The organism is Streptomyces sp. S186, assembly GCF_051603415.1.
GTDB lineage: Bacteria > Actinomycetota > Actinomycetes > Streptomycetales > Streptomycetaceae > Streptomyces.
Genome location: NZ_CP193932.1, coordinates 7672861 through 7693337, shown reverse-complemented (window position 1 = coordinate 7693337; position 20477 = coordinate 7672861). Strand labels below are relative to the sequence as shown.

Genomic DNA, 20477 nt, shown 5'->3' with positions numbered 1-20477 from the left:
CCCGTTCGGGCGGGCCGGCCCGGTGGTGGCCGGGCTCGGGCCGCACGGAGCACCGGTCAGGGGCTGACCTGGTCCATTCGCTCGCGCAGGCTGCGGGGGCGCATGTCGGTCCAGACCTCGTCGACGTAGGCGGCGCACTCGTCCTGGGTGCCCTCCTTGCCCACCGGGTGCCAGCCGGCGGGTATTTCGAGGTCGGCGAGCCACAGCGAGTACTGGTCCTCGTCGTTGCGCAGGACCTGGTAGCGGGCGTTCTCGTCCATGTCCGGTTTCTCCTGTCGGGCGTGGGTGTGTGGTGCGGTGCGGTGGTCGGTCGGGGCCAGGGGGCCGGCGCGGGGCGGGGCGCGGGAACTTTTTCCGTACGCCGTTCCCACGCCGGTCGTGCCCGTCGCGCAGGTCACGTCGCTCACAGGCTGTCCCGGGCATGTCGGGCGATCCGTCCGAGGGCCAGGGCGAAGTCCTCGGCGACCGCCCGTACGGTGGCCTCCTCGTGGACATCGGGACGGTAGTGCCAGGTGAAGGCGAGCCGGCCGTCCTGCACGGCGCCGACGGTCTCCAGCAGGTGGGAGCCGCCGTCCCGGGGGTCGTGGTCCCGGCCGAAGGAGCCGTGCTCGGCGCGGACCAGCGCGCCGCCGGTGCCGTCGGGCCGGGCGTCCCACTGGCCCAGGTAGTTGAAGACCAACTGGCCGCGGCCGGTGCGCGCCAGGCGCTCGCGGATCTCCGCGGAGCCGTGGGTGCGCAGCGCGCCGAAGCCCAGGCCGTTGCCGGGTACGGCGCGAAGCTGCCGCCGGACCGCCTTGACCAGCGCCCGCCAGTCCCGGTCGGGTCCGAGGTCCTCCGGGTCGAAGACCCGCAGGCCCACCGGGTGGACGGTGGTGAACCAGCCGACCGTGCGGGAGAGGTCCACCCCCTCCAGGAGGTCCTCGCGGCCGTGGCCTTCGAGGTCCACGCAGACCCGTTCGTTCCCGGTCCAGCGGGCCAGAGCGAGCGCCAGGGCTGCCAGCAGGACGTCGTTGATGCGGGTGCGGTAGGCGAGCGGGGCGGAGCGGAGCAGCGCCGTGGTGTCCCGCTCGTCCAGCGTCACGGTGATCGTGCGGGATGCCTCGCCGGGGGTGCCGGGCGTGCCGGGGTCGTGGTCCACCGGCAGTGGGGCGGCGGACACCGCCTGCTCCCAGTACGGCAGTTCGTGGTCCAGGCCGCCGGCGGCGACGTGCGCGGCCAGGCCACGGGACCAGTCCCGGAAGGCGGTGGTGCGGTCGCCGAGGTCGGCCGGGGTGCCCGCGACGGCCTGCTGGTAGGCGGTCTCCAGATCGTCCTGGAGGATGCGCCAGGACACCGCGTCGACGACGAGGTGATGGGCCACCAGCAGCAGGAAGGCGGGCCGGTCCGGGCCACCGGTGAACAGCGCCGCCCGGAACAGCGGCCCGCGGCCGAGGTCGAAGCCGGTGTGCAGCGCGTCGGCCGCCCGGTCCATGGCGGCGTCGGCCTCGTCGGGCGACAGGCCGCTCAGATCGTGCCGGACGAGGAGGCCGTCGGGCACGGACGGCGGCGGGTTGTGCTGGTGCCAGCGGCCGTCCTCCTCGGTGAACCGCATCCGCAGCGCGTCGTGATGCTCCAGCAGCGCGGCCAGCGCCGTGTGCAGAGCCAACGGGTCGGGGGTGCCGGTCAGTTCGAGCAGCGCCGACTGGTTGAAGTGGTGGCGGGCCGCGCGGGGGGTGGCGAAGAACCACTCCTGAATGGGGGTGAGCGGCAGCTCCCCGGTCACCGGGCCGCTGTCGGAGCCGGTGGGGCCGGTGGTCACGACGGTGGCCAGCGCGGCCACCGTCTGATGGGTGAACAGGTCCTTGGTGGCCAGGTGGAGCCCGTCCCGGCGCAGCCGCGAGACGACCTGCATGGTCAGGATGGAATCGCCGCCGAGGTCGAAGAAGTTGTCGTCGGCCCCGACGGTGTCGAGCCCGAGGACGTCGGCCCAGATCCGCGCGATCCGGCGTTCGGTCGCGGTGCGCGGTGCGACGTGCGGGGCGGCGGAGGCGGCTTCCGGGCCGGGGTCCGGCAGGGCGCGCCGGTCGGTCTTGCCGTTCGGGGTGAGCGGCAGCACGGCCAGCGGGACGAACAGCGCGGGCACCATGTGCGGCGGCAGCAACCGGGCCAGGTGGTCGCGGAGTTCGGGGACGGGAAGCGGCTCCGGGGTGCCGGGGGCCGGGACGACGTAGGCGACCAGCCGGCCGGGGCCGGCCGGGCGCTGTCCGTCGCGGCCGGTGGTGCGGACCGCGACCACCGCGTCGCGCACCAGCGGGCTGCGGCGCAGCGCGCTCTCGATCTCGCCGGGCTCGATGCGGAAGCCGCGCACCTTGACCTGGTCGTCGGCGCGGCCGGCGAACCGCAGTTGGCCGTCGGTGTCCCACCGGGCCAGGTCCCCGGTGCGGTACATGCGCGAGCCCGGTGGGCCGTACGGGTCGGCGGGGAAGCGGCTCGCGGTCAGCCCCGGGCGGCCGAGGTAGCCGCGGGCGAGTCCGGGCCCGGCCACGTACAGTTCACCGGTCACGCCGACCGGTACGGGCTGCAGCGCGGCGTCCAGCACCTGGACCCGGGTGCCGGCGGCGGGGCGGCCGATGGGCGGCGGGCCGGCGGCCGGGGCGAGCGGTTCGGTCCAGGTGGCCACCACGGTGGCCTCGGTCGGGCCGTAGGAGTTGATCACGCGACGGCCGGGGGCCCAGTGCGCGACGAGGTCCGCGGGGCACGCCTCGGCGCCGACGATCAGGGTGCGCAGGCGGGGCAGGGCGGCGGCCGCCTCGGGCGGCACGGTGGCCAGCGCCGCGGGCGGGATCAGGGTGTGGGTGATCCGCCGCTCGGCGAGGACCCGGGCGAGCCGTTCGCCGAGCAGCGGGCCCTCCTCGCCGGCGACGAGGGTGGCCCCGGAGAGCAGTGCGACGCACAGTTCCAGGACGGCGGCGTCGAAGCTGGGCGAGGCGAACTGCAGGACCCGGTCGCCCGGGCGCACCTGGTAGCGGGCGGTGGCGGCCGCGGCGAAACCGGCGAGGCCGGTGTGCGGGACCACCACCGCCTTGGGGGTGCCGGTCGAGCCCGACGTGTAGATGACGTAGGCGGGGTGCTCGGTGCCGAGCGGGGCGTGGCGGTCCGCGTCGGTGGGCGCGGTGGCGGGGCCGTCCGGGCGCCAGACGGCGGCGGGATCGTCGAGGACGAGGTGGGCCCCGGAGTCGCGCAGCATGAAGGCGCGGCGTTCGGCCGGGTAGGCCGGGTCGACGGGCAGGAAGGCGCCGCCGGCCTTGACCACCGCCAGCTGCGCCACGACGGTCTCCGCCGAGCGGGGCAGGGCCACCGCCACCACCCGCTCCGGGCCGGCGCCGCGGCCGATGAGGTGGTGGGCCAGCCGGTTGGCGGCGCGCTCCAGCTCCGCGTAGGTCAGCGTCCGGGGGCCGGCGGTGAGCGCCACCGCATCCGGTGTGCGGGCCGCCTGGCGCCGGAACAGCTCGCCGAGGGTGGCCGGGGGCACCGGACGGTCCGTGCCACGGCCGTCGGCCAGCAACCGCCGCAGTTCCTCGCGGGGGGCCAGCGGCAGCGCCCCGAGGGGGCGTTGGGGGTCGTCGGCGAGCGCGGTCAGCAGTGTGGTGAGCTGGTCCGCGATCCGTTCGGCGGTGGTGGCCTCGAACAGGTCGGTGTTGTAGGTGAGCAGTCCGTGCAGGGCGCCGGAGTCGTGCTCGGCGAACTCCAGGGTGAGGTCGAAGCCGGCGTGGTGGGTGTCCGGTTCGATGTCGTCGACCTGGAGGCCCGGCAGGTCCAGCGCGGCCGCGGGGGCGTTCTGCAGGACGACCATGGCCTGGAAGAGCGGGGTGCGGCTGGTGTCCCGGGCGGGCTGGACCTCGTCCACCACGCGCTCGAACGGCACCTCCTGGTGGGCGAAGGCGGCCAGCACCGTCTCCCGCACCCGCGCGAGGAACTCGGGGAACGGCAGGTCCGGGTCGACGGCCGAGCGGAGCACGAGGGTGTTGACGAAGAATCCGATCAGGTGCTGGGTCTCGGCGCGGTCGCGGCCGGAGGTGACGGTTCCGACGGCGATGTCGCGCTGGCCGGAGAGCCGGGCGAAGAGAGTCTGGACCGCGGCGACGAGGGTGGTGAACAGGGTGGTCTGCCGGGCCCGGCCGAACTCCGCCAGGCGGCGCGCGGTCCGTGGTGGGAGGACGAGCCGGGCCGTGGCACCGTTCCTGGTCCGCACGGCGGGGCGCGGCCGGTCGGTGGGCAGGTGCAGGGGTTCCAGGCCGGCCAGGTGGTCGCGCCAGTACCGCAGTTGTTCCTCGGCGGCGGCGTCCTGCGCGGTCCGCTGCCAGTGTGCGATGTCGGCGTACTGGACGGGCAGCGGCGGGAGTTCGGCGGTGGGGGCGCCGAGCGCGGCCCGGTAGTAGTGGGCCAGGTCGCCGGTGAGCACCGCGGTCGACCAGCCGTCGGTGATGATGTGATGCAGGGTCAGGGTCAGGACGTGGTCGTCGTCGGCCAGCCGGATCAGCCCGGCCCGCAGCAGGGGGCCGCGGCACAGGTCGAAGGGGCGGGTGCGCTCCTCGCTGAGCAGCCGCGCCAGCCGGTCCCGGCGGGCCTCGGCGGGCAGCGCCGACAGGTCGCGCAGCGGCAGCGGCACGTCCTGGGGCGGATGGATGATCTGGACGCCCTGGCCGTCCACGGTGTCGAAGGTGGTGCGCAGCGACTCGTGGCGGGCGGCGAGCCGGGTCAGGGCGGTGCCGAGCGCGGCGGTGTCGAGGTGGCCGCGCAGGCGCAGGGCGAGGGGGGTGAGGTACTCGGTGCCGCCGGGCTCGAACGCGTCGAGGAACCACAGGCGTTGCTGGGCGTAGGAGAGCGGCGGCGGGGTGTCCCGGGGGACGGGGGTGGGCGCGGACAGGCCGGCGGTGTCCGGGCGGCTGAGCAGTTCGGTGAGCGCTTCGGGGGTGGGGTGGGTGAAGACCGCGCGCGGGGTCAGTTCGGTGGCGAAGACCTCCGCGAGGCGGGCGGCGAGCCGGATGCTGAGGATCGAGTCGCCGCCCAGGGCGAAGAAGTCGTCCCGCATGCCGACGCGTTGGGTGCCGAGCACCTCGGCCCAGACCTCGGCCGTGCGGCGTTCGGCCTCGGTGCGCGGGGCGACCGGCGCCGGCCGGTCCCGGCGGTCCTCGGGCGCGGGCAGGGCGGCCCGGTCCACCTTGCCGTTGGGGCTGAGCGGCAGGGCCGGCAGCGGTACGAAGGCGGTGGGCACCAGGTAGTCGGGGAGGGTGGCGCGGGCGTGGGCGCGCAGCGCCGCCATGTCGAGTTCGTCGCGGGCCACCACGTAGGCGGCCAGGTGCCGGGCGCCGGAGGGGGCCGTATGTGCCACCACCGCGACGTCCGCGACGCCGGGGTGGGCCGCGAGCGCGCCCGCCACCTCGCCGGGCTCGACCCGGAAGCCCCGGATCTTGACCTGGTCGTCGGTGCGGCCGAGGAACTCCACCGTGCCGTCGGGCCGCCGGCGGGCCAGGTCGCCGGTGCGGTACATCCGGCCGCCGGGCGGGCCGAAGGGGTCGGCGACGAACCGGTCCGCGGTGGCGGCGGGGCGGCCGAGGTAGCCGCGGGCCACGCCCTCGCCGGCCAGGAAGAGTTCGCCCGCGGTGCCCGGCGGCACCGGCCGCATCCGGGCGTCGAGGACGTGGACGCGCATGTCGTCCAGCGGCCGGCCGATCGGGACGGTGGCGGGGACGGCCGCGGGGTCGGTCAGGGCGAAGGAGGTCGCGAAGGTGGTGGTCTCGGTGGGGCCGTAACCGTCCACGACGGTCAGGCCGGGGCAGGCGGCCAGCACCCGGCGGACGGCGGCGGCCGGGACCACGTCGCCGCCGGTCCACACCTGGTGCAGTCCGGCGAAGCACTCCGGCGCGTCCTGGGCCAGCAGCCGGAACACACCGGCCGTCAGCCACAGCGCGGTGACCGCGCCTCCGGCCGCCAGCCGCCGCAGCGACGCCGCGTCCACCGCGCCCGTCGGGGCCACCACGATGCGGCCGCCGTTGAGCAGCGGCACCCACACCTCGAAGGTGGCGGCGTCGAAGGCGGCCGGTGAATGCAGCAGGACCCGGTCGAAGGCGGGGCCGGTGAAGCGGCTGTCGGTGGCGAGGGCCGCCACATCGCGGTGGCGCACCCCCACCGGCTTCGGTGTGCCGGTCGAGCCGGAGGTGAACATCACGTAGGCGAGCTGGTCGGGGTCCGCGGGCGGCAGCGGCGGCGTGGCGGCCGGACCGGCGGTCCGGGCGGCCAGGACGTCGCCGGCGGTCAGGTGGGCGGTCACCCGGGCCTGGCCGAGCAGCAGTTGGCGGCGTGCTTCGGGGGCGCGGCCGTCCACCGGTACGTAGGCGCCGCCCGCCTTCAGCACGGCGAGCTGGGCCACCACGAGGGCGGCCGAGCGGTCCAGGTGGAGTGCCACGCGGGCCTCGGGGCACAGTCCACCGGCCCGTAGAACGCCGGCCAGCCGGTCGGACCAGTCGTCGAGTTGACGGTAGGTCAGTTCCTGGTCCGCTTCGGTGAGCGCGACCGCGTCCGGGGCGCGCCGGGCCTGCGCGGCGAAGAGGTCGACCGGCGAACCGCCCGGAGCGGGGCGGGCGGTGGTGTTCCAGCCGCGCAGCACCTCCCGGTCGGCGGCGGTGAGCAGGGTGAGGTCGTCGAGGGTGCGGGCGGTGCCGTCGGCGAGCGCGGTCAGCAGGGTTTCGAGCCGCCGCGCGGCCCGCTCGACCGTGGTGCGGTCGAAGAGCGCCGGGTCGTAGGCGAGATCGAAGCCGAGGCGGTCGGCGAGGTAGGCGCGCAGGCACAGCGGGAAGGTGGTGGCGTCCTCGGCGCGGACGTCCTGGATACGGATGCCGGCGCCGGCGGTGGCGGCCTCGTCGAAGGGGTAGTTCTCGAACACCACCATGCTGTCGAAGAGCGGTTCGCCGGGCTGGAGCTGTGCGAGTGCCTGGATGCGGGCGAGCGAGACGAAGTCGAAGCGGCGGGCGTCGCTCTGCTGTTCCTGGAGTTCGCGCAGCCAGGGCAGTACGCCGCCGGCGCCGTCGGTCCGGGCGCGGGTGGGCACGGTGTTGATGAACATGCCGATCATCGACTCCACGCCCGGCAGTTCCGCCGGGCGGCCGGAGACCGTGGTGCCGAAGACCACGTCAGGGCGGCCGCTGTAGCGGGCCAGCAGCAGCGCCCAGGCGCCCTGCACCACGGTGTTGACCGTCAGTCCGCCATCGCGGGCCGTCGCGCGCAGCCGGGCGGAGACCTCGTCGTCCAGTTCCAGGTGGACCAGGGCGGAGGAGCGGGCGCGGTGCGCCTCGACGGGTGGCCGGTCGTACGGGAGGGGGGTGCGGGCGGTGAACCCGGCGAGGGTGGCGGCCCAGTGCTGCTCGGCGGCCGCCCGGTCCTGTCCGTCCAGCCACTCCAGGAAGTCCCGGAACGGCCTGCGCGCCGGCGGGCGGCCGGTCAGGCCCCGCACGTCCGCCGCGTACTGCGCGCAGACGTCGGCGAAGAGGGCGCCGGTGCTCCAGCCGTCGAGCATCACATGGTGCGAGGTCCACACCAGGACGATCTCGTCGCCGGGGAGCGCGGCCACCGCGAGGCGGCTGAGCGGTGCGGTCGTCACGTCCAGGCCGGCCGCCCGGTCCTCGGCGAGCAGCCGGTCCAGCGCGCCGTCGCGCTCCGCGGGGGCCAGGGTGCGCCAGTCGTGGTGGACGACGGGCAGGACGGCACGGCGGCGGACGACCTGCACGGGGTGCGGCAGGCCGCGCCAGTGGACGCTGCTGCGCAGGGCCGGGGTGCGGTCGGCGACGGCCTGCCAGGCCGCGGCGAACGCCCGCGGGTCGGCGACCCCGGCGATCCGGAGCACGATCCGGTCGAGGTAGGTACCGTCCTCGCCGACCAGCCCGTGGAAGAGCATGCCGGCCTGGAGCGGGGTGAGCGGAAGGACGTCCTCGACGTCCCGTCCGTCGCCGGCGACCAGGTCCACCTGGTGCTGGTCGAGCCGGGCGAGAGGGAAGTCGGAGGGGGTGCGGCCGCCGGTGCCCGGGCGGGCGCAGTGCGCGACGATCTCGGTCAGGGCGGCGCGGGTGTCCTCGGCGAGGCGGCGCACGGTGGCCTCGTCGTAGAGCTCGGGCGGGTAGGTCCAGCCGAGTTCGAGCCGGCCGTCCTGGACGGCGCCGGTGACCTCCAGCGGATAGCCGCGGGGCTCGTCGGGGTCGGTGTCCTGCCCGGCCGGGGGCAGGGTGGCGCCGTAGGGGCCGGGGGCGTCCGGTCCGTCGCCCGCGGCGGGGCTCCACTGTCCGTGGTAGTTGAAGCCGATGCCCGGCGCGGGCGCGCCGGCCAGCGGGCTGTCGGGCACCAGGTGGCGCAGCGCGCCGTAGCTGAGTCCGCGCAGCGGGACGGCGCGCAGCTGCTCCTTGACGGAGCGCAGGGTGGTGTGCCAGTCGGCGTCCGGGGCGACGGTCAGGGCGAGCGGGAACTCTGCGGTGAACCAGCCGACGGTGCGGGAGAGGTCCAGGTCGTCGAAGAGGTCCTCGCGGCCGTGGCCCTCCACGCCGATGAGCACGGTGTCCCGGCCGGCCCAGCGGGTCAGGGTGCGGCCCAGGGCGCTGAGCAGGACGTCGTTGACCTGGGTGCGGTAGGCGTCGGGGACCTGCCGGAGCAGGGCGTCGGTGGTGTCCCGGTCCAGGCGGACGGTCACCGTGGCGGCGGTGGCCGCGGTGGCGGGGGGTGTGGTGGCGGGGCGGTCCGTGGGGAGGTCGGCGGGGATGCCGGCGGTCCGGGTCCAGTACGCCAGGTCGCCGTCGAAGCCGCCGGCGCGGGTGTGCTGTTCCAGGCGGGCCGCCCAGCGGTCGGGGCCGGTGCTCGCCGGGGGCAGGGCGGCCGGGTGGCCGGCGGTGGCCTGTCGGCAGGCGGTCGCCAGGTCCTCCAGCAGGATCCGCCAGGACACCCCGTCGACGACCAAGTGGTGGGCGGTGAGCAGGAGTTGTGCGGGACGGCGGTCGCCGCGGTCGAAGTACAGGGCGCGCACGACCCGGCCCTCGGTGGGGTCCAGGGAGGTCTGGGCCGCGGTGGCGGCGCGCCGGACGGCCTCCTCGGCCCGCGTGTCGTCGAGGCCGGTCAGGTCGTGGCAGGCGAAGACCTCGCCGGGTGCGGTGGGCAGCGCCTCCTGGTGCCAGGTGCCGCCGGTGCGGCGGAACCGGGTACGCAGCGCGGGGTGGTGGGCGACGAGCGCGTCCACCACGTGCCGCAGCGTCTCCTCGTCGGTGCCGGCGGCGAGGGCGAACCGGTGGGTCATGGTGAAGCGCAGGGCGTCCCCCGGGCGCCGCCGGCCGAGGTACCAGTGCTGGATGGGGGTGAGCGGCGCCGGTCCGGCCGGGGCCGGTGCGTCGGTGGCGGGCGGAGGGTCCATCGGGGCGGTGCGCAGGGCGAGTTCGGCGACGGTCTGGTGGCGGAAGACGTCCTTGGAGGTGAGGGCGTATCCGGCGCGGCGGGCCCGGGAGACGATCTGGATGCTGAGGATCGAGTCGCCGCCCAGGGCGAAGAAGTTGTCGTCGACGCCGACCCTGGACACGCCCAGCACCTCCGCCCAGATGGCGGCGAGGCTCCGCTCGGTGGCGTTGCGCGGGGCCACATGGGGGGCGCCGCCGTCGGGCCGGCCGGGGGGCGCGGGCAGGGCACGCCGGTCGGTCTTGCCGCTGGTGGTGCGGGGTATCCGCGCCAGGGGGACGAAGACCGTGGGGACGAGGTGGTCGGGCAGGGTGCGGCGCAGGTGGACGCGGAGTTCCTCGGCGGGCGGCGCCTCGGGCGCGGTGGGCACCAGGTAGGCCACCAGCCGGGCCCGGCCGTCGTCGTCGCGGGCCACCACCACGGCGTCCCCGACGGCGGGGTGGCCGAGCAGGGCGGCCTCGACCTCGCCGGGCTCGATACGGAAGCCGCGGACCTTGACCTGATCGTCGGTGCGGCCCAGGAATTCCAGCAGTCCGGCCGCGGTCCAGCGGGCGCGGTCGCCAGTGCGGTACATCCGGGTGCCGGGCGGGCCGAACGGGTCGGCGAGGTAGCGCCCGGCCGTCAGTCCGGGCCGGCCGAGATAGCCGCGGGCGACCTGGGCGCCGGCGAGGTAGAGCTCGCCCGGCACCCCCGCCGGGACCGGCCGCAGCGCGCCGTCCAGTACGTAGGCGCGCACATTACGGCCCGGACGGCCGAGGACCGGCCGCTCCGGGTGGTCGGTGAAGCGGCCGTAGACCGCGTCGACGGTGCACTCGGTGGGGCCGTAGATGTTGTAGGCGGTGACGCCCTCGGCCTCGGCCGCCCGCAGCTCGTGCCACAGGGGGATGCTGACGGCCTCGCCGCCCACCAGGACGATCCGGGGGCGGTGGTGGTCACCGTCGAGCAGCCCTGCGGCCAGCAGTTCGTGCAGGAAGGACGGTGTCACGTTGACGGCGTCCAGGCGCTGGTCGGCGATCCGGCGGACGAAGGCGGCCGGGTCGAGGCGTTCGTCCTCGTCGATGAGGTGGACCTGCTGGCCCAGGGCCAGCAGCAGCGGGCCCTCCCACGAGGTGTCGAAGGAGAAGGCGGCGCTCAGCGCGAAGCGCAGCGGTTCCTCGCCGGTCGTGTGCGGGGCGACCAGGCCGGCCCGGTGGTCGTGGCAGAGGTTGACCAGCTGACGGTGTTCGACGGCGACGCCCTTGGGGCGGCCGGTGGAGCCGGAGGTGTAGGTGAGGTAGGCGGTGTGGGCGGGGTGCAGGGGCGTGGTGCGGTCGGCGTCGGTGGGGTTGTGGGCGGGCCGGCGGCCGAGCGGGGCGGCGCGCAGGGTGTCGGCCGTCAGGACGGTGTGCGGTGCGGCGTCGGCGCGCAGGAACGCGACGCGTTCGGCGGGCAGTTCCGGGTCGAGGGCCAGCAGGGTGCCGCCCGCCTTGAGGACGGCGAGGAGCGCCACCGGCATGTCGGAGGTGCGCGGCAGTTGGACGGCGACCACCCGCTCGGGGCCGACGCCCAGGGCGATGAGGTGGTGGGCCAGCCGGTTGGCGCGCTCGTTCAGCGCGGCGAAGTCGAGGGTGGCGTCCCGGGCGACCAGGGCCGTGGCGTGCGGGGTGCGATCCGCCTGCTCCTCGAAGAGGTCCACGAAGGTGGTGTCCGGTACGGGCAGGGGGGCGCCCTGCCACTCCTGGAGCAGCCGGCGCCGCTCCGTGTCGGAGAGCAGCGGCAGCGCGCCCACCGGGCGTCCGGGGTCGTCCGCGACCGCGGTCAGCAGCCGGCGCAGGCGCTCGGCGGCGGCTTCGACGGTGGCCGTGTCGAACAGGTCGGTGTTGTATTCGACGAAGCAGGTCAGGTCGCCGTCGCGGGCCACGAAGTCGAAGGCGAGGTCGAACGCGGCGTGCCGGCCGGGCGGTTGGAGGGTCCGAACGTCGAGGCCGGGCAGGCGCGGGGCCTCGGCGCCCAGGTTGTGGAGGGCGACCATGACCTGGAACAGCGGGGTGCGGCTGGTGTCGCGCTCCGGCTGGAGCACGTCGACGAGCCGCTCGAAGGGCACGTCCTGGTGGGCGAAGGCGTCCAGCACGGTGGTGCGCACCTCGGACAGCAGCGCGCTGAACGGCAGGGCGCCGGGTACCCGGCTGCGCAGCACCAGGGTGTGCACGAACATCCCCACCAGATGCTCCAGTTGGGGGTGGTCGCGGCCGGCGGCGACGGTGCCGACCGCGATGTCCTCCTGGCCGGCCCAGCGCGCGAGGAGCACCTTGCAGGCCGCCAGCAGCGTCATGTAGAGGGTGGCGTCGGCGCGGTGGCCGACCTCGCGCAGCCGGTCGGTGAGCGGGGCGGGCAGGGTGAACTCCAGCAGCGCGCCGTTGGTGGTGCGCACGGCGGGGCGCGGCCGGTCGGTGGGCAGCTCCAGCGGGGCCACGTCGGCCAGTTTGGCGGTCCAGTAGCCGAGGTGTCGGCGCTCGGTCTCGTCGGCCCGGGCGCGCTGCCAGGCCGCGTAGTCGGCGTACTGCACGGGCAGCGGGGGCAGTTCGGGGCGGCGGCCTTCCAGGGCCGCGGCGTACAGCTCACCGAGGTCGCGGCCGAGCACGGCGGTGGACCAGCCGTCGGTGACGAGGTGGTGCATGGCCAGGGTGAGGACGTGCTCGTCGTCGGCGAGCCGGATCAGGCCGGTCCGCAGCAGGGGTCCCTCGGCCAGGTCGAAGGGGGTGGCGCCCTCGCGGGTCAGCAGGGCGTCGAGCGCGGCCTCGCGGGCCGGCTGCGGGGTGTTTGACAGGTCATGCCGTGGCAGGGCGACCGGGTGGGGGGCGTGGACGGTCTGGTGGGCCCGGCCGTCCCGTTCGGTGAAGGTGGTGCGCAGCGGTTCGTGCCGGGCCACCAGGGCGTCCAGGGCGGTGTGCAGGGCGGGTTCGTCGAGCGGTCCGCGCAGGCGCAGCACGAAGAAGGTCAGGTAGGCGGTGCCGCCCGGCTCGAAGGTGTCCAGGAACCACAGGCGTTGCTGGGCGAAGGAGAGCGGCAGGGCGGCGGTGCGGTCGGCCGCCGGGATCGGCTCGTGGCCGGCCGGGCGGCCGGCGGCCGGGCCGGGCAGGGCGGCGGCCAGCGCTTCGAGGGTGGGGTGGGTGAAGAGCAGCCGGGGGGACACGTCCGTGCCGAGCGCGGCGCGGAGCCGGGAGGCGACGCGCAGGGCGAGGATCGAGTCGCCGCCCAGGGCGAAGAAGCTGTCCCCGGTGCCGATGGCCGCCTCGGCGTCGCCGGTGCCGAGGGCGTCGGCCCAGGCGCGGGCGACGAGCCGTTCGGCGGCGGTGCGCGGCGCGGTGCGGTCCGCGCCCGCGGCGGCCAGCCCGTCGGGCCCGGGGGCGGGCAGCGCCCGGTGGTCGAGTTTGCCGTTGGGGGTCAGCGGCAGCGCGTCCAGGGTGACGTAGGCGGCGGGCACCATGTGGGCGGGCAGGGTCCGGGCCAGGTGGGCGCGGAGGGCGGCCGGGGCGGGCGCGGGGCGGTGGGCGGCGGGTACGGCATGAGCGACCAGGCGCCGCTCCCCGGGGGTGTCCTCGCGGACCGTGACCACGGCCTGGGCGAGGTCCGGGTGGGCGGTCAGTGCGGCCTCGATCTCGCCGGGTTCGATCCGGAATCCGCGGATCTTGACCTGCTGGTCGGCGCGGCCCAGGTATTCCAGGGTGCCGTCGGCCCGCCACCGGGCCCGGTCCCCGGTGCGGTACATCCGGGTGCCGGGCGGGCCGAACGGGTCCGCGACGAATCGGGCGGCGGTCAGGCCGGGCCGGTTCAGATAGCCGCGGGCCAGCCCCTCCCCCGCCACGTACAGCTCGCCGGCGGCGCCGGGCGGCACCGGGGCGAGGCCGTCGTCGAGCACCCGTACGCGCAGGTCGGACAGGCCGCGGCCGATGGCGCTGCCGGTGGCCTCGGCCGCGGTGGCGCGGTCCAGCGGGGCGTGCGTGACGTGCACGGTGGTCTCGGTGATCCCGTACATGTTGACCAGGACGGGCGCGGTGTCCGGGTGCCGGGTGTACCAGTCGGCGAGCCGGGCCGGATCCAGTGCCTCGCCGCCGAAGACGATCCAGCGCAGCGCCAACCGCGCGCCCACATCCGGGAGTTCGGCGTCGGCCCGCATCAACGGGTGGAAGGCGGAGGGGGTCTGGTTGAGCACGGTGACCCGTTCGTCCGCCAGCAGGCGCAGGAAGTCCTCGGGGGAACGGGCGATGTCGTGCGGGACGACGACGAGCCGGCCGCCGTGCAGCAGCGCGCCCCAGATCTCCCAGACGGAGAAGTCGAAGGCGTAGGAGTGGAACAGGGTCCATACGTCGTCGGCGCCGAAGGCGAAGTGGCCGCGGGTGCGGGTGAACAGCCGCACCACGTTGGCGTGCGGGACGACGACGCCCTTGGGGCGGCCGGTGGAGCCCGAGGTGTAGATGACGTAGGCGGGGTGCTCCGGCAGCGGGCGGCGGGCCGGGGCCGGGCCGGTGGCGGGGCGCCGGTCCAGGTCGGCGCGGGCCGCGGGGTCGTCGAGGAGCAGCCGGGGGCAGGCGCCGCCGGGGAGGCGCCCGGCGACGGCGGTGGTGGTCACCAGCAGGGCCGGAGCGGCGTCGGCGAGGACTGCGGCGATCCGGTCGGCGGGCAGCTCGGGGTCGAGGGGCAGGTAGGCGGCCCCGGTCTTGAGCACCGCGACGAGCGCCACGATCAGCTCCGCGGAGCGGGGCAGGGCGAGCGCCACGAAGCGTTCGGGGCCGGCGCCGCTCGCGGCCAGCCGGTGGGCCAGCCGGCCTGCCCGGGCGTCGAGTTCGGCGTAGGTCAGGGCGCTGCCCTCGAAGGTCACGGCGGTGGCGTCGGGAGTCCGGGCCGCCTGGTCCTCGAAGAGGTCCACCAGGGTCGCCGTGGGCCGGCCGCGGTCCGTGCCGTTCCAGTCCTCCAGGATGCGCCGGCGTTCCTCGGTGGTGGTCCAGGCCAGGTCGCGCAGCGGCCGGTCCAGGCCGTCGGCGAGGCCCGTGAGGAGCAGGCAGAGCCGGTCGGCGAGGGCGCCGGCGGTGGCGGGGTCGAAGCGGTCCGGGTCGTAGGCGAGGTCGAAGCCGAGGCGGTCGGTGTGGTGGGCGCGCAGCACCAGGGGGTAGTTGGTGGCGTCCCGCGAGGCGACGTCGAGGATGCGGACGCCGGCGGTGCGGGCGTCGTCGAACGGGTAGTTCTCGAAGGCCACCATGGACTCGAACAGCGCGGTGCCGGCCGGGACGTCGCTGAGCCCGGTGAGCCGCGCCAGCGAGACGGACTCGAAGCGCCGGGACTCCGACTGGGTGTCCTGGAGCTCCCGCAGCCAGGCGGCGGCCGGGCGGCGCTCGTCCACCCGGACGCGGGTGGGCAGGGTGTTGATGAACATCCCCACCATGGACTCGGCGCCGGGCAGGTCGTCGGGGCGGCCGGAGACGGTGGTGCCGAACACCACGTCCCGCTCCCCGCTGTAGCGGGACACCAGCAGTGCCCAGGCGCCCTGGACGACGGTGTTGAGGGTCAGGCCGTGGCGCCGGGCGGCGTGTGCCAGGCGCCGGGACGGCTCGGGGTTCAGGCCGCCGGTGCGCACCGCGGCGGAACGGGCCCGGTGGGCCTCGCGGGCCGGGCGGTCGCAGGGCAGCGGGGTGGGCGTGGCGAAGCCGGCGAGGACGGCGCGCCAGTGCTCCTCGGCGGCGCGGCCGTCCTGCGCGGCGAGCCGGCGTACGTGGTCGCCGAACGGGCGGCGCACGGGCGGGGCCGTGGTGCGGCCGGCGGTGAGGGCGGCGTACTCCTCGCACACGTCGGTCAGGACCTGTGCCAGGCTCCAGCCGTCCAGGATCAGGTGGTGTGACGTCCACAGCAGGCGCAGCCGTCCGGCGGGCAGCCGGATCAGGGTGAGCCGCATCAGCGGGGCGGCGGTGAGGTCCAGGCCCCGCGCCAGGTCCTCGGCCCGCACCCGGGCGAGTTCGGCCGTCCGCCGCTGCTCGTCCAGGTCGCGCCAGTCGAGGTGGGCGGTGGGCACCGTCACCCGCCGGTGGACGAGCTGCAGCGGTACGGGCACCCCCTCCCAGACGACCGAGGTGCGCAGCGCCGGCGTCCGGTCGGTGACATGCTGCCAGGCGCGGGCGAACGCGTCGGGGTCGGCGATGCCGTCCAGCAGCAGGGTGGCCTGGTCGAGGTAGACGTCGTCGGCGCCGCCCATCAGGCGGTGGAAGAGCATGCCTTCCTGGAGCGGGGTGAGCGGGAGGATGTCCTCGACCGTGCGCCCGTCGCCGGCCAGTCGGTCCACTCCGGCCTGGTCGAGCCGGGTCAGCGGGAAGTCGGAGGGGGTGCGGCCGCCGGCGTCCGGGCGAGCGCAGTGGGCGGCGAGGGCGGCCAGTGCGCGGACGGTGCCGTCCGCCAGCGCGCGGACCGTGTGCGCGTGGTGGATCCGGTCGCTGTAATGCCAGGTGAACTCCAGCACGCCGTCGGCCACCGCGGCCGAGATGTCCAGCAGGTGGTCGAGGGGTTCACCGGGGGCGATGTCGCGGCCCGGGGCCTCGCCGGCGGGCGCGAAGTCCCGGCCGGGTGCGCTCTCCCACTGGCCGTGGTAGGTGAAGCAGACCTGGGGCAGCGGGAGTTCGGCGAGGGTGCGGGCGGCCGGGTCGGGTGAGCCGAGGCGGGCCACTGCCTCGTAGCCGAGGCCGCGGTGCGGGACGGCCCGCAGGCGCTCCTTCACCGCCTTGAGGGTGGCGCCCCAGTCGGGTTCCTCCGGTGTCCCGGCCGGGGTGAGGGTGACGGGGTACTGGGTGGTGAACCAGCCGACGGTACGGGACAGATCGACTCCCTCGCCGCCGACGGGGCTGTCACCGGCACCGTCGGCTCCGGGGAGGTCCTCGCGGCCGTGTCCTTCCAGCGCTACCGTGACGCGGTCGCTGCCCGCCCAGTCGGCGAGCACCCGGCCCACCGCGCTGAGCAGGACGTCGTTCATCCGGGTGCGGTAGACCCCGGGCACCCGGCGCAGCAGCGCCTCGGTGGTGTCGCGGTCGAGGCGGGCGCGGACGGTGCGGACCGAGCCGGCGAGCGGGGTGCCCGGGGTGTCCACCGGCAGCGGGGTGCGGGGCGCGGCGCACTCGGCCGTCCAGTAGGCCAGGTCGCCGTCGAGTCCGCCGTCCCGGACGTGCCGGGCCAGGTGTGCGGCCCAGGTGGTGAACGGCGTGGTGGCGGGCTCCAGTTGGAGGGGTTCGCCGGCGGCGGCCTGACGGTAGGCGGTCTCCAGGTCGGCGAGGAGAATGCGCCAGGAGACGCTGTCGACGGCCAAGTGGTGGGCGGTGAGGAAGAGTTGCGGGCGGCCGCCGGGTGCCGCGGGGAACAGGGCGGCGCGCAGCAGGGTGCCGGTGGCGGGGTCGAGGGCGGCGCGGGCCGCGTCGGCGGCGGCGGTGCGGGCGGCGTCACGGGCGGGGCCGGCGCGGTCCGGCAGGCCGGGGCGGGCCAGCAGGCCGGGCGGGACGGCGGCGCCGGGTTCCTGGCGCCAGGTGTCGCCGGTGCGGACGAACCGGGTGCGCAGCGCCGGGTGGTGGGCGGCCACCGCGTGCAGGGCGCGGTCCAGTGCGTCGGGGTCGAGGGCGTGCGGCAGGTCGAGCAGCACGGACATGCTGAAGTGCCGCAGCGGCCCGTGGGTGGCGAAGAACCACTCCTGGATGGGGGTGAGCGGGGCCGGTCCGGCTTCGTCGGCCGGGCGGGGCGTGGCGGCCGGGGCGGTGCGCACGTCGGCAGCGGCGGCGAGTTCGGCGACGGTCTGGTGCCGGAAGACGTCCCGGGAGGTGAGCCGGAGTCCGGCGGCGCGGGCCCGGGAGACCGCCTGGATGCTGAGGATCGAGTCGCCGCCGAGTTCGAAGAAGTTGTCGGTGACGCCCACCCGGGCGAGGCCCAGCACCTCGGACCAGATGCCGGCCAGGGTCCGCTCGGCCTCGGTGCGCGGGGCCACGAACTCCCGCTCGTCGCGGTCGGCTTCGGGGTCGGGGGCGGGCAGGGCGCGGCGGTCCAGTTTGCCGCTGGTGGTGAGCGGCAGCGCGGCCAGCACGACGAAGGCGGCGGGGATCAGGTGGCCGGGCAGGGTGCGCCGCAGGGCCGCGCGCAGCGCCGCGGCGGCGGGCCGGGCGGCGCCGGCGGCGGGCACCAGGTAGGCGGCGAGCCGGGCGTGGCCATGGGTGTCGGGGACGGCGGCGACGGCCGCCTCGGCGACGTCCGGCAGGGCGGTGAGCGCCGCCTCGACCTCGCCGGGTTCGATGCGGTGGCCGCGGATCTTGACCTGGTCGTCGGCACGGCCGAGGTAGTCGAGGCGGCCGTCGGCCGTCCGGCGGGCCAGGTCGCCGGTGCGGTACATCCGGCTGCCGGGCGGCCCGAACGGGTCGGCGACGAACCGGGCGGCGGTCAGGCCGGGGCGCTGGTGGTAGCCGCGGGCGACCTGGTCGCCGGCGAGGTACAGCTCGCCGGCGACGCCGGGCGGCACCGGCTGGAGCCGGCCGTCGAGGACGTGGGCGCGCACGTTCGGCAGCGGCCGGCCCACCAGGGGCCGCCCGGTGCCGTCGATGCGGCAGGACAGCGCGTCGACGGTGCATTCGGTGGGGCCGTAGAAGTTGTGGGCGGCGACGTCGGGCAGCGCGGCGAGTTCCCGCCACAGGTCCGGGCCGACGGCCTCGCCGCCGAGCATCAGCACCCGGGGGTGGTGGCGGGGGTCGGTGAGCAGTCCGGCGGGCAGCAGCTGACGCAGGTGGGACGGGGTGAGGTCGAGGAAGTCGACGCGGTGCTCGACGACGTACTCGACCAGGGCCGCCGGATCGAGCCGGGTCGCCTCGTCGACGAGATGCAGCCGGTGGCCGTCGGCCATCAGCAGCACGCCCTCCAGCGAGGTGTCGAAGGAGAACGACGCGGTCAGCGCCACCCGCAGCGGTCCGCCGCCGGCGTCGGCGACGAATCCGTGCCGGTGGCCGGCGAGCAGGTTCATCAGGGAGCGGTGTGCGACGGCCACGCCCTTGGGGCGGCCGGTGGAGCCGGAGGTGTACAGGACGTAGGCGGTGGTGTCGGGGAGCAGTGGTGCGCGGCGGTCGGCGTCGGTGGGATCGTCGGCGCGGTCCGGGCCGGGCAGGTCGCGCACGGCGGCCTCGTCGAGGACCAGCAGCGGGCGGGCGTCGTCGAGCAGGAACCGCAGCCGTTCGTCGGGGAGTTCGGGGTCGAGGGGCAGATACGCGGCGCCGGTCTTGAGGACGGCGAGGAGCGCCACGATCAGCTCGGCGGTGCGCGGCAGCCGTACGGCCACGAGCCGTTCGGGCCCGGCGCCGCGCGCGATGAGGCGGTGGGCGAGCCGGTTGGCGCGGGCGTTGAGCGTGGCGTAGTCGAGCACGGTGTCCCCGGCCACCAGCGCGGTGGCATGCGGGCTGCGGGCGGTCTGTGCCTCGAAGACGGCGGGGTAGGTGGTGGGCGCGACGGGCAGCGCGGTGGCGTTCCACTCGGTGGTCAGCCGCCGCCGCTCCCGTTCGGACAGCAGCGGCAGTTGGCCCAGTGGCCGGTCGGGTTCGGCGGCCACTCCGCCGAGCAGGACGAGGAGTTGGTCGGCCATCCGCGCGGCGGTGGCGGCGTCGAAGAGGTCGGTGCGGTACTCCAGCAGTCCGCTCAGTCCGTCGCCGTCGGGGACGAACTCGATGCTCAGGTCGAAGGCGGCGGCGCGGCGGGGCACGGGGACGGTCCCGGCGGTCAGCCCGCGCGGGGCGGGAGCCGCGGGCGGGGCGGGGTGGAGCAGGACCATCACGTCGAAGAGCGGGTTGCGGCCCGCTTCCCGGGCGGCTCCGGCGGCCTCCACGACCCGTTCGAAGGGGAGGTCGTCGTGGGCGAAGGCGTCGAGGACGGCGGTGGCGGAGGTGTCGAGCAGTTCGCGGTAGGAGCGGGTGGCGTCGACCGGGGCGCGCAGCACCACGGTGTTGACGAAGAGGCCGACGGCGCGCTCCAGTTCGGTGCGGCCGCGGCCGGGGGTCAGCGAGCCGACGGCGATGTCGTCCTGTCCCGACCAGCGGGCGAACAGTGCCTGGCAGGCGGCGATCAGCGCGGTGAACAGGGTGGTGTGCTGCTCGGTCGCCACCTCCCGCAGCCGGGCGGCGGTGGCGGCCGGGACGCGGAAGGTGTGGACCGCGCCGGCGCCGGACTCCTCGCCGCCGCGCGGACGGTCGAGCGGAAGCTCCCACGGCACCAGCCCGTCCAGCTGCTTGGCCCAGTAGGAGAGTTGGTCCTCCAGCAGGGCTCCGGAGAGCCGTTCGCGCTGCCAGACGGCGAAGTCCGGGTAGGGGGTGGCGGGCGGGGCGGGGGCGGGCGCCTCCCCGTGGGCGAGGGCGTCGTAGTGGGCGCAGATCTCGTCCAGCAGTACGCCCATGGACCAGCCGTCGGTGACGATGTGGTGGGCGGTGAGCAGCAGGACGTGCTCCTCCGCTGCGCGGCGGATCAGCAGGGCGCGCAGCAGCGGGCCGGTGTGCAGGTCGAACGGGCGGGAGTACTCGGCGAGCAGCAGCCCGTCCAGCGCGCCGCCCCGGTCGTCCGCGCCGGACGCATCTTGCTGACGACCCGTCATGTCGTGTAAGGGGAGCGGGACGGGGACGGCCGGGTGGACCACCTGGTGCGGCCGGCCGCCGTCCTCGTCGAAGGTGGTGCGCAGCGCCTCGTGGCGCGCCACCACGGCGTCGAGGGCCCCGGACAGCGCGGTGCGGTCCAGGGGGCCGGCCAGCCGCAGGGCGACGGCGCTGTTGTAGCGGGCGTCGCCGGGCCGGAGCCGGTCGAGGAACCAGAGCCGCTGCTGGGCGAAGGAGAGCGGCAGGGGGCGGGACCGGTCCGCGCGCGGGATGCCGGGGCGGGCCGTGGCGGCCGGCGGTGCCTGTCCGGCCAGCCGGCGGCGCAGCGCCTCCCGCAGCTCCGGCGGCAGGGCCGCGGCACGGTCCTTCTTCGCGTCCGGGGACGTCATGTCGTCGTTC

2 protein-coding genes are annotated in these 20477 nt (G+C 76.2%); both read right to left on the bottom strand.

The window, feature by feature from the left end; genetic code table 11:
- Positions 1–56: 56 nt before the first annotated feature.
- Complete coding sequence (locus ACRAS8_RS33490; protein ID WP_438489784.1) at positions 57–260, bottom strand: MbtH family protein; 204 nt, start codon at positions 258–260, stop codon at positions 57–59.
- A 143-nt stretch (positions 261–403) separates the two neighbouring features.
- Complete coding sequence (locus ACRAS8_RS33485; RefSeq protein ID WP_438489783.1) at positions 404–20467, bottom strand: non-ribosomal peptide synthase/polyketide synthase; 20064 nt, start codon at positions 20465–20467, stop codon at positions 404–406.
- Positions 20468–20477 lie beyond the last annotated feature (10 nt).

Coding starts and splice junctions, on each gene's coding strand:
- ACRAS8_RS33490 (WP_438489784.1), bottom strand. CDS start 260: ATGGACGAGAACGCCCGCTACCAGGTCCTGCGCAACGACGAGGACCAG.
- ACRAS8_RS33485 (WP_438489783.1), bottom strand. CDS start 20,467: ATGACGTCCCCGGACGCGAAGAAGGACCGTGCCGCGGCCCTGCCGCCG.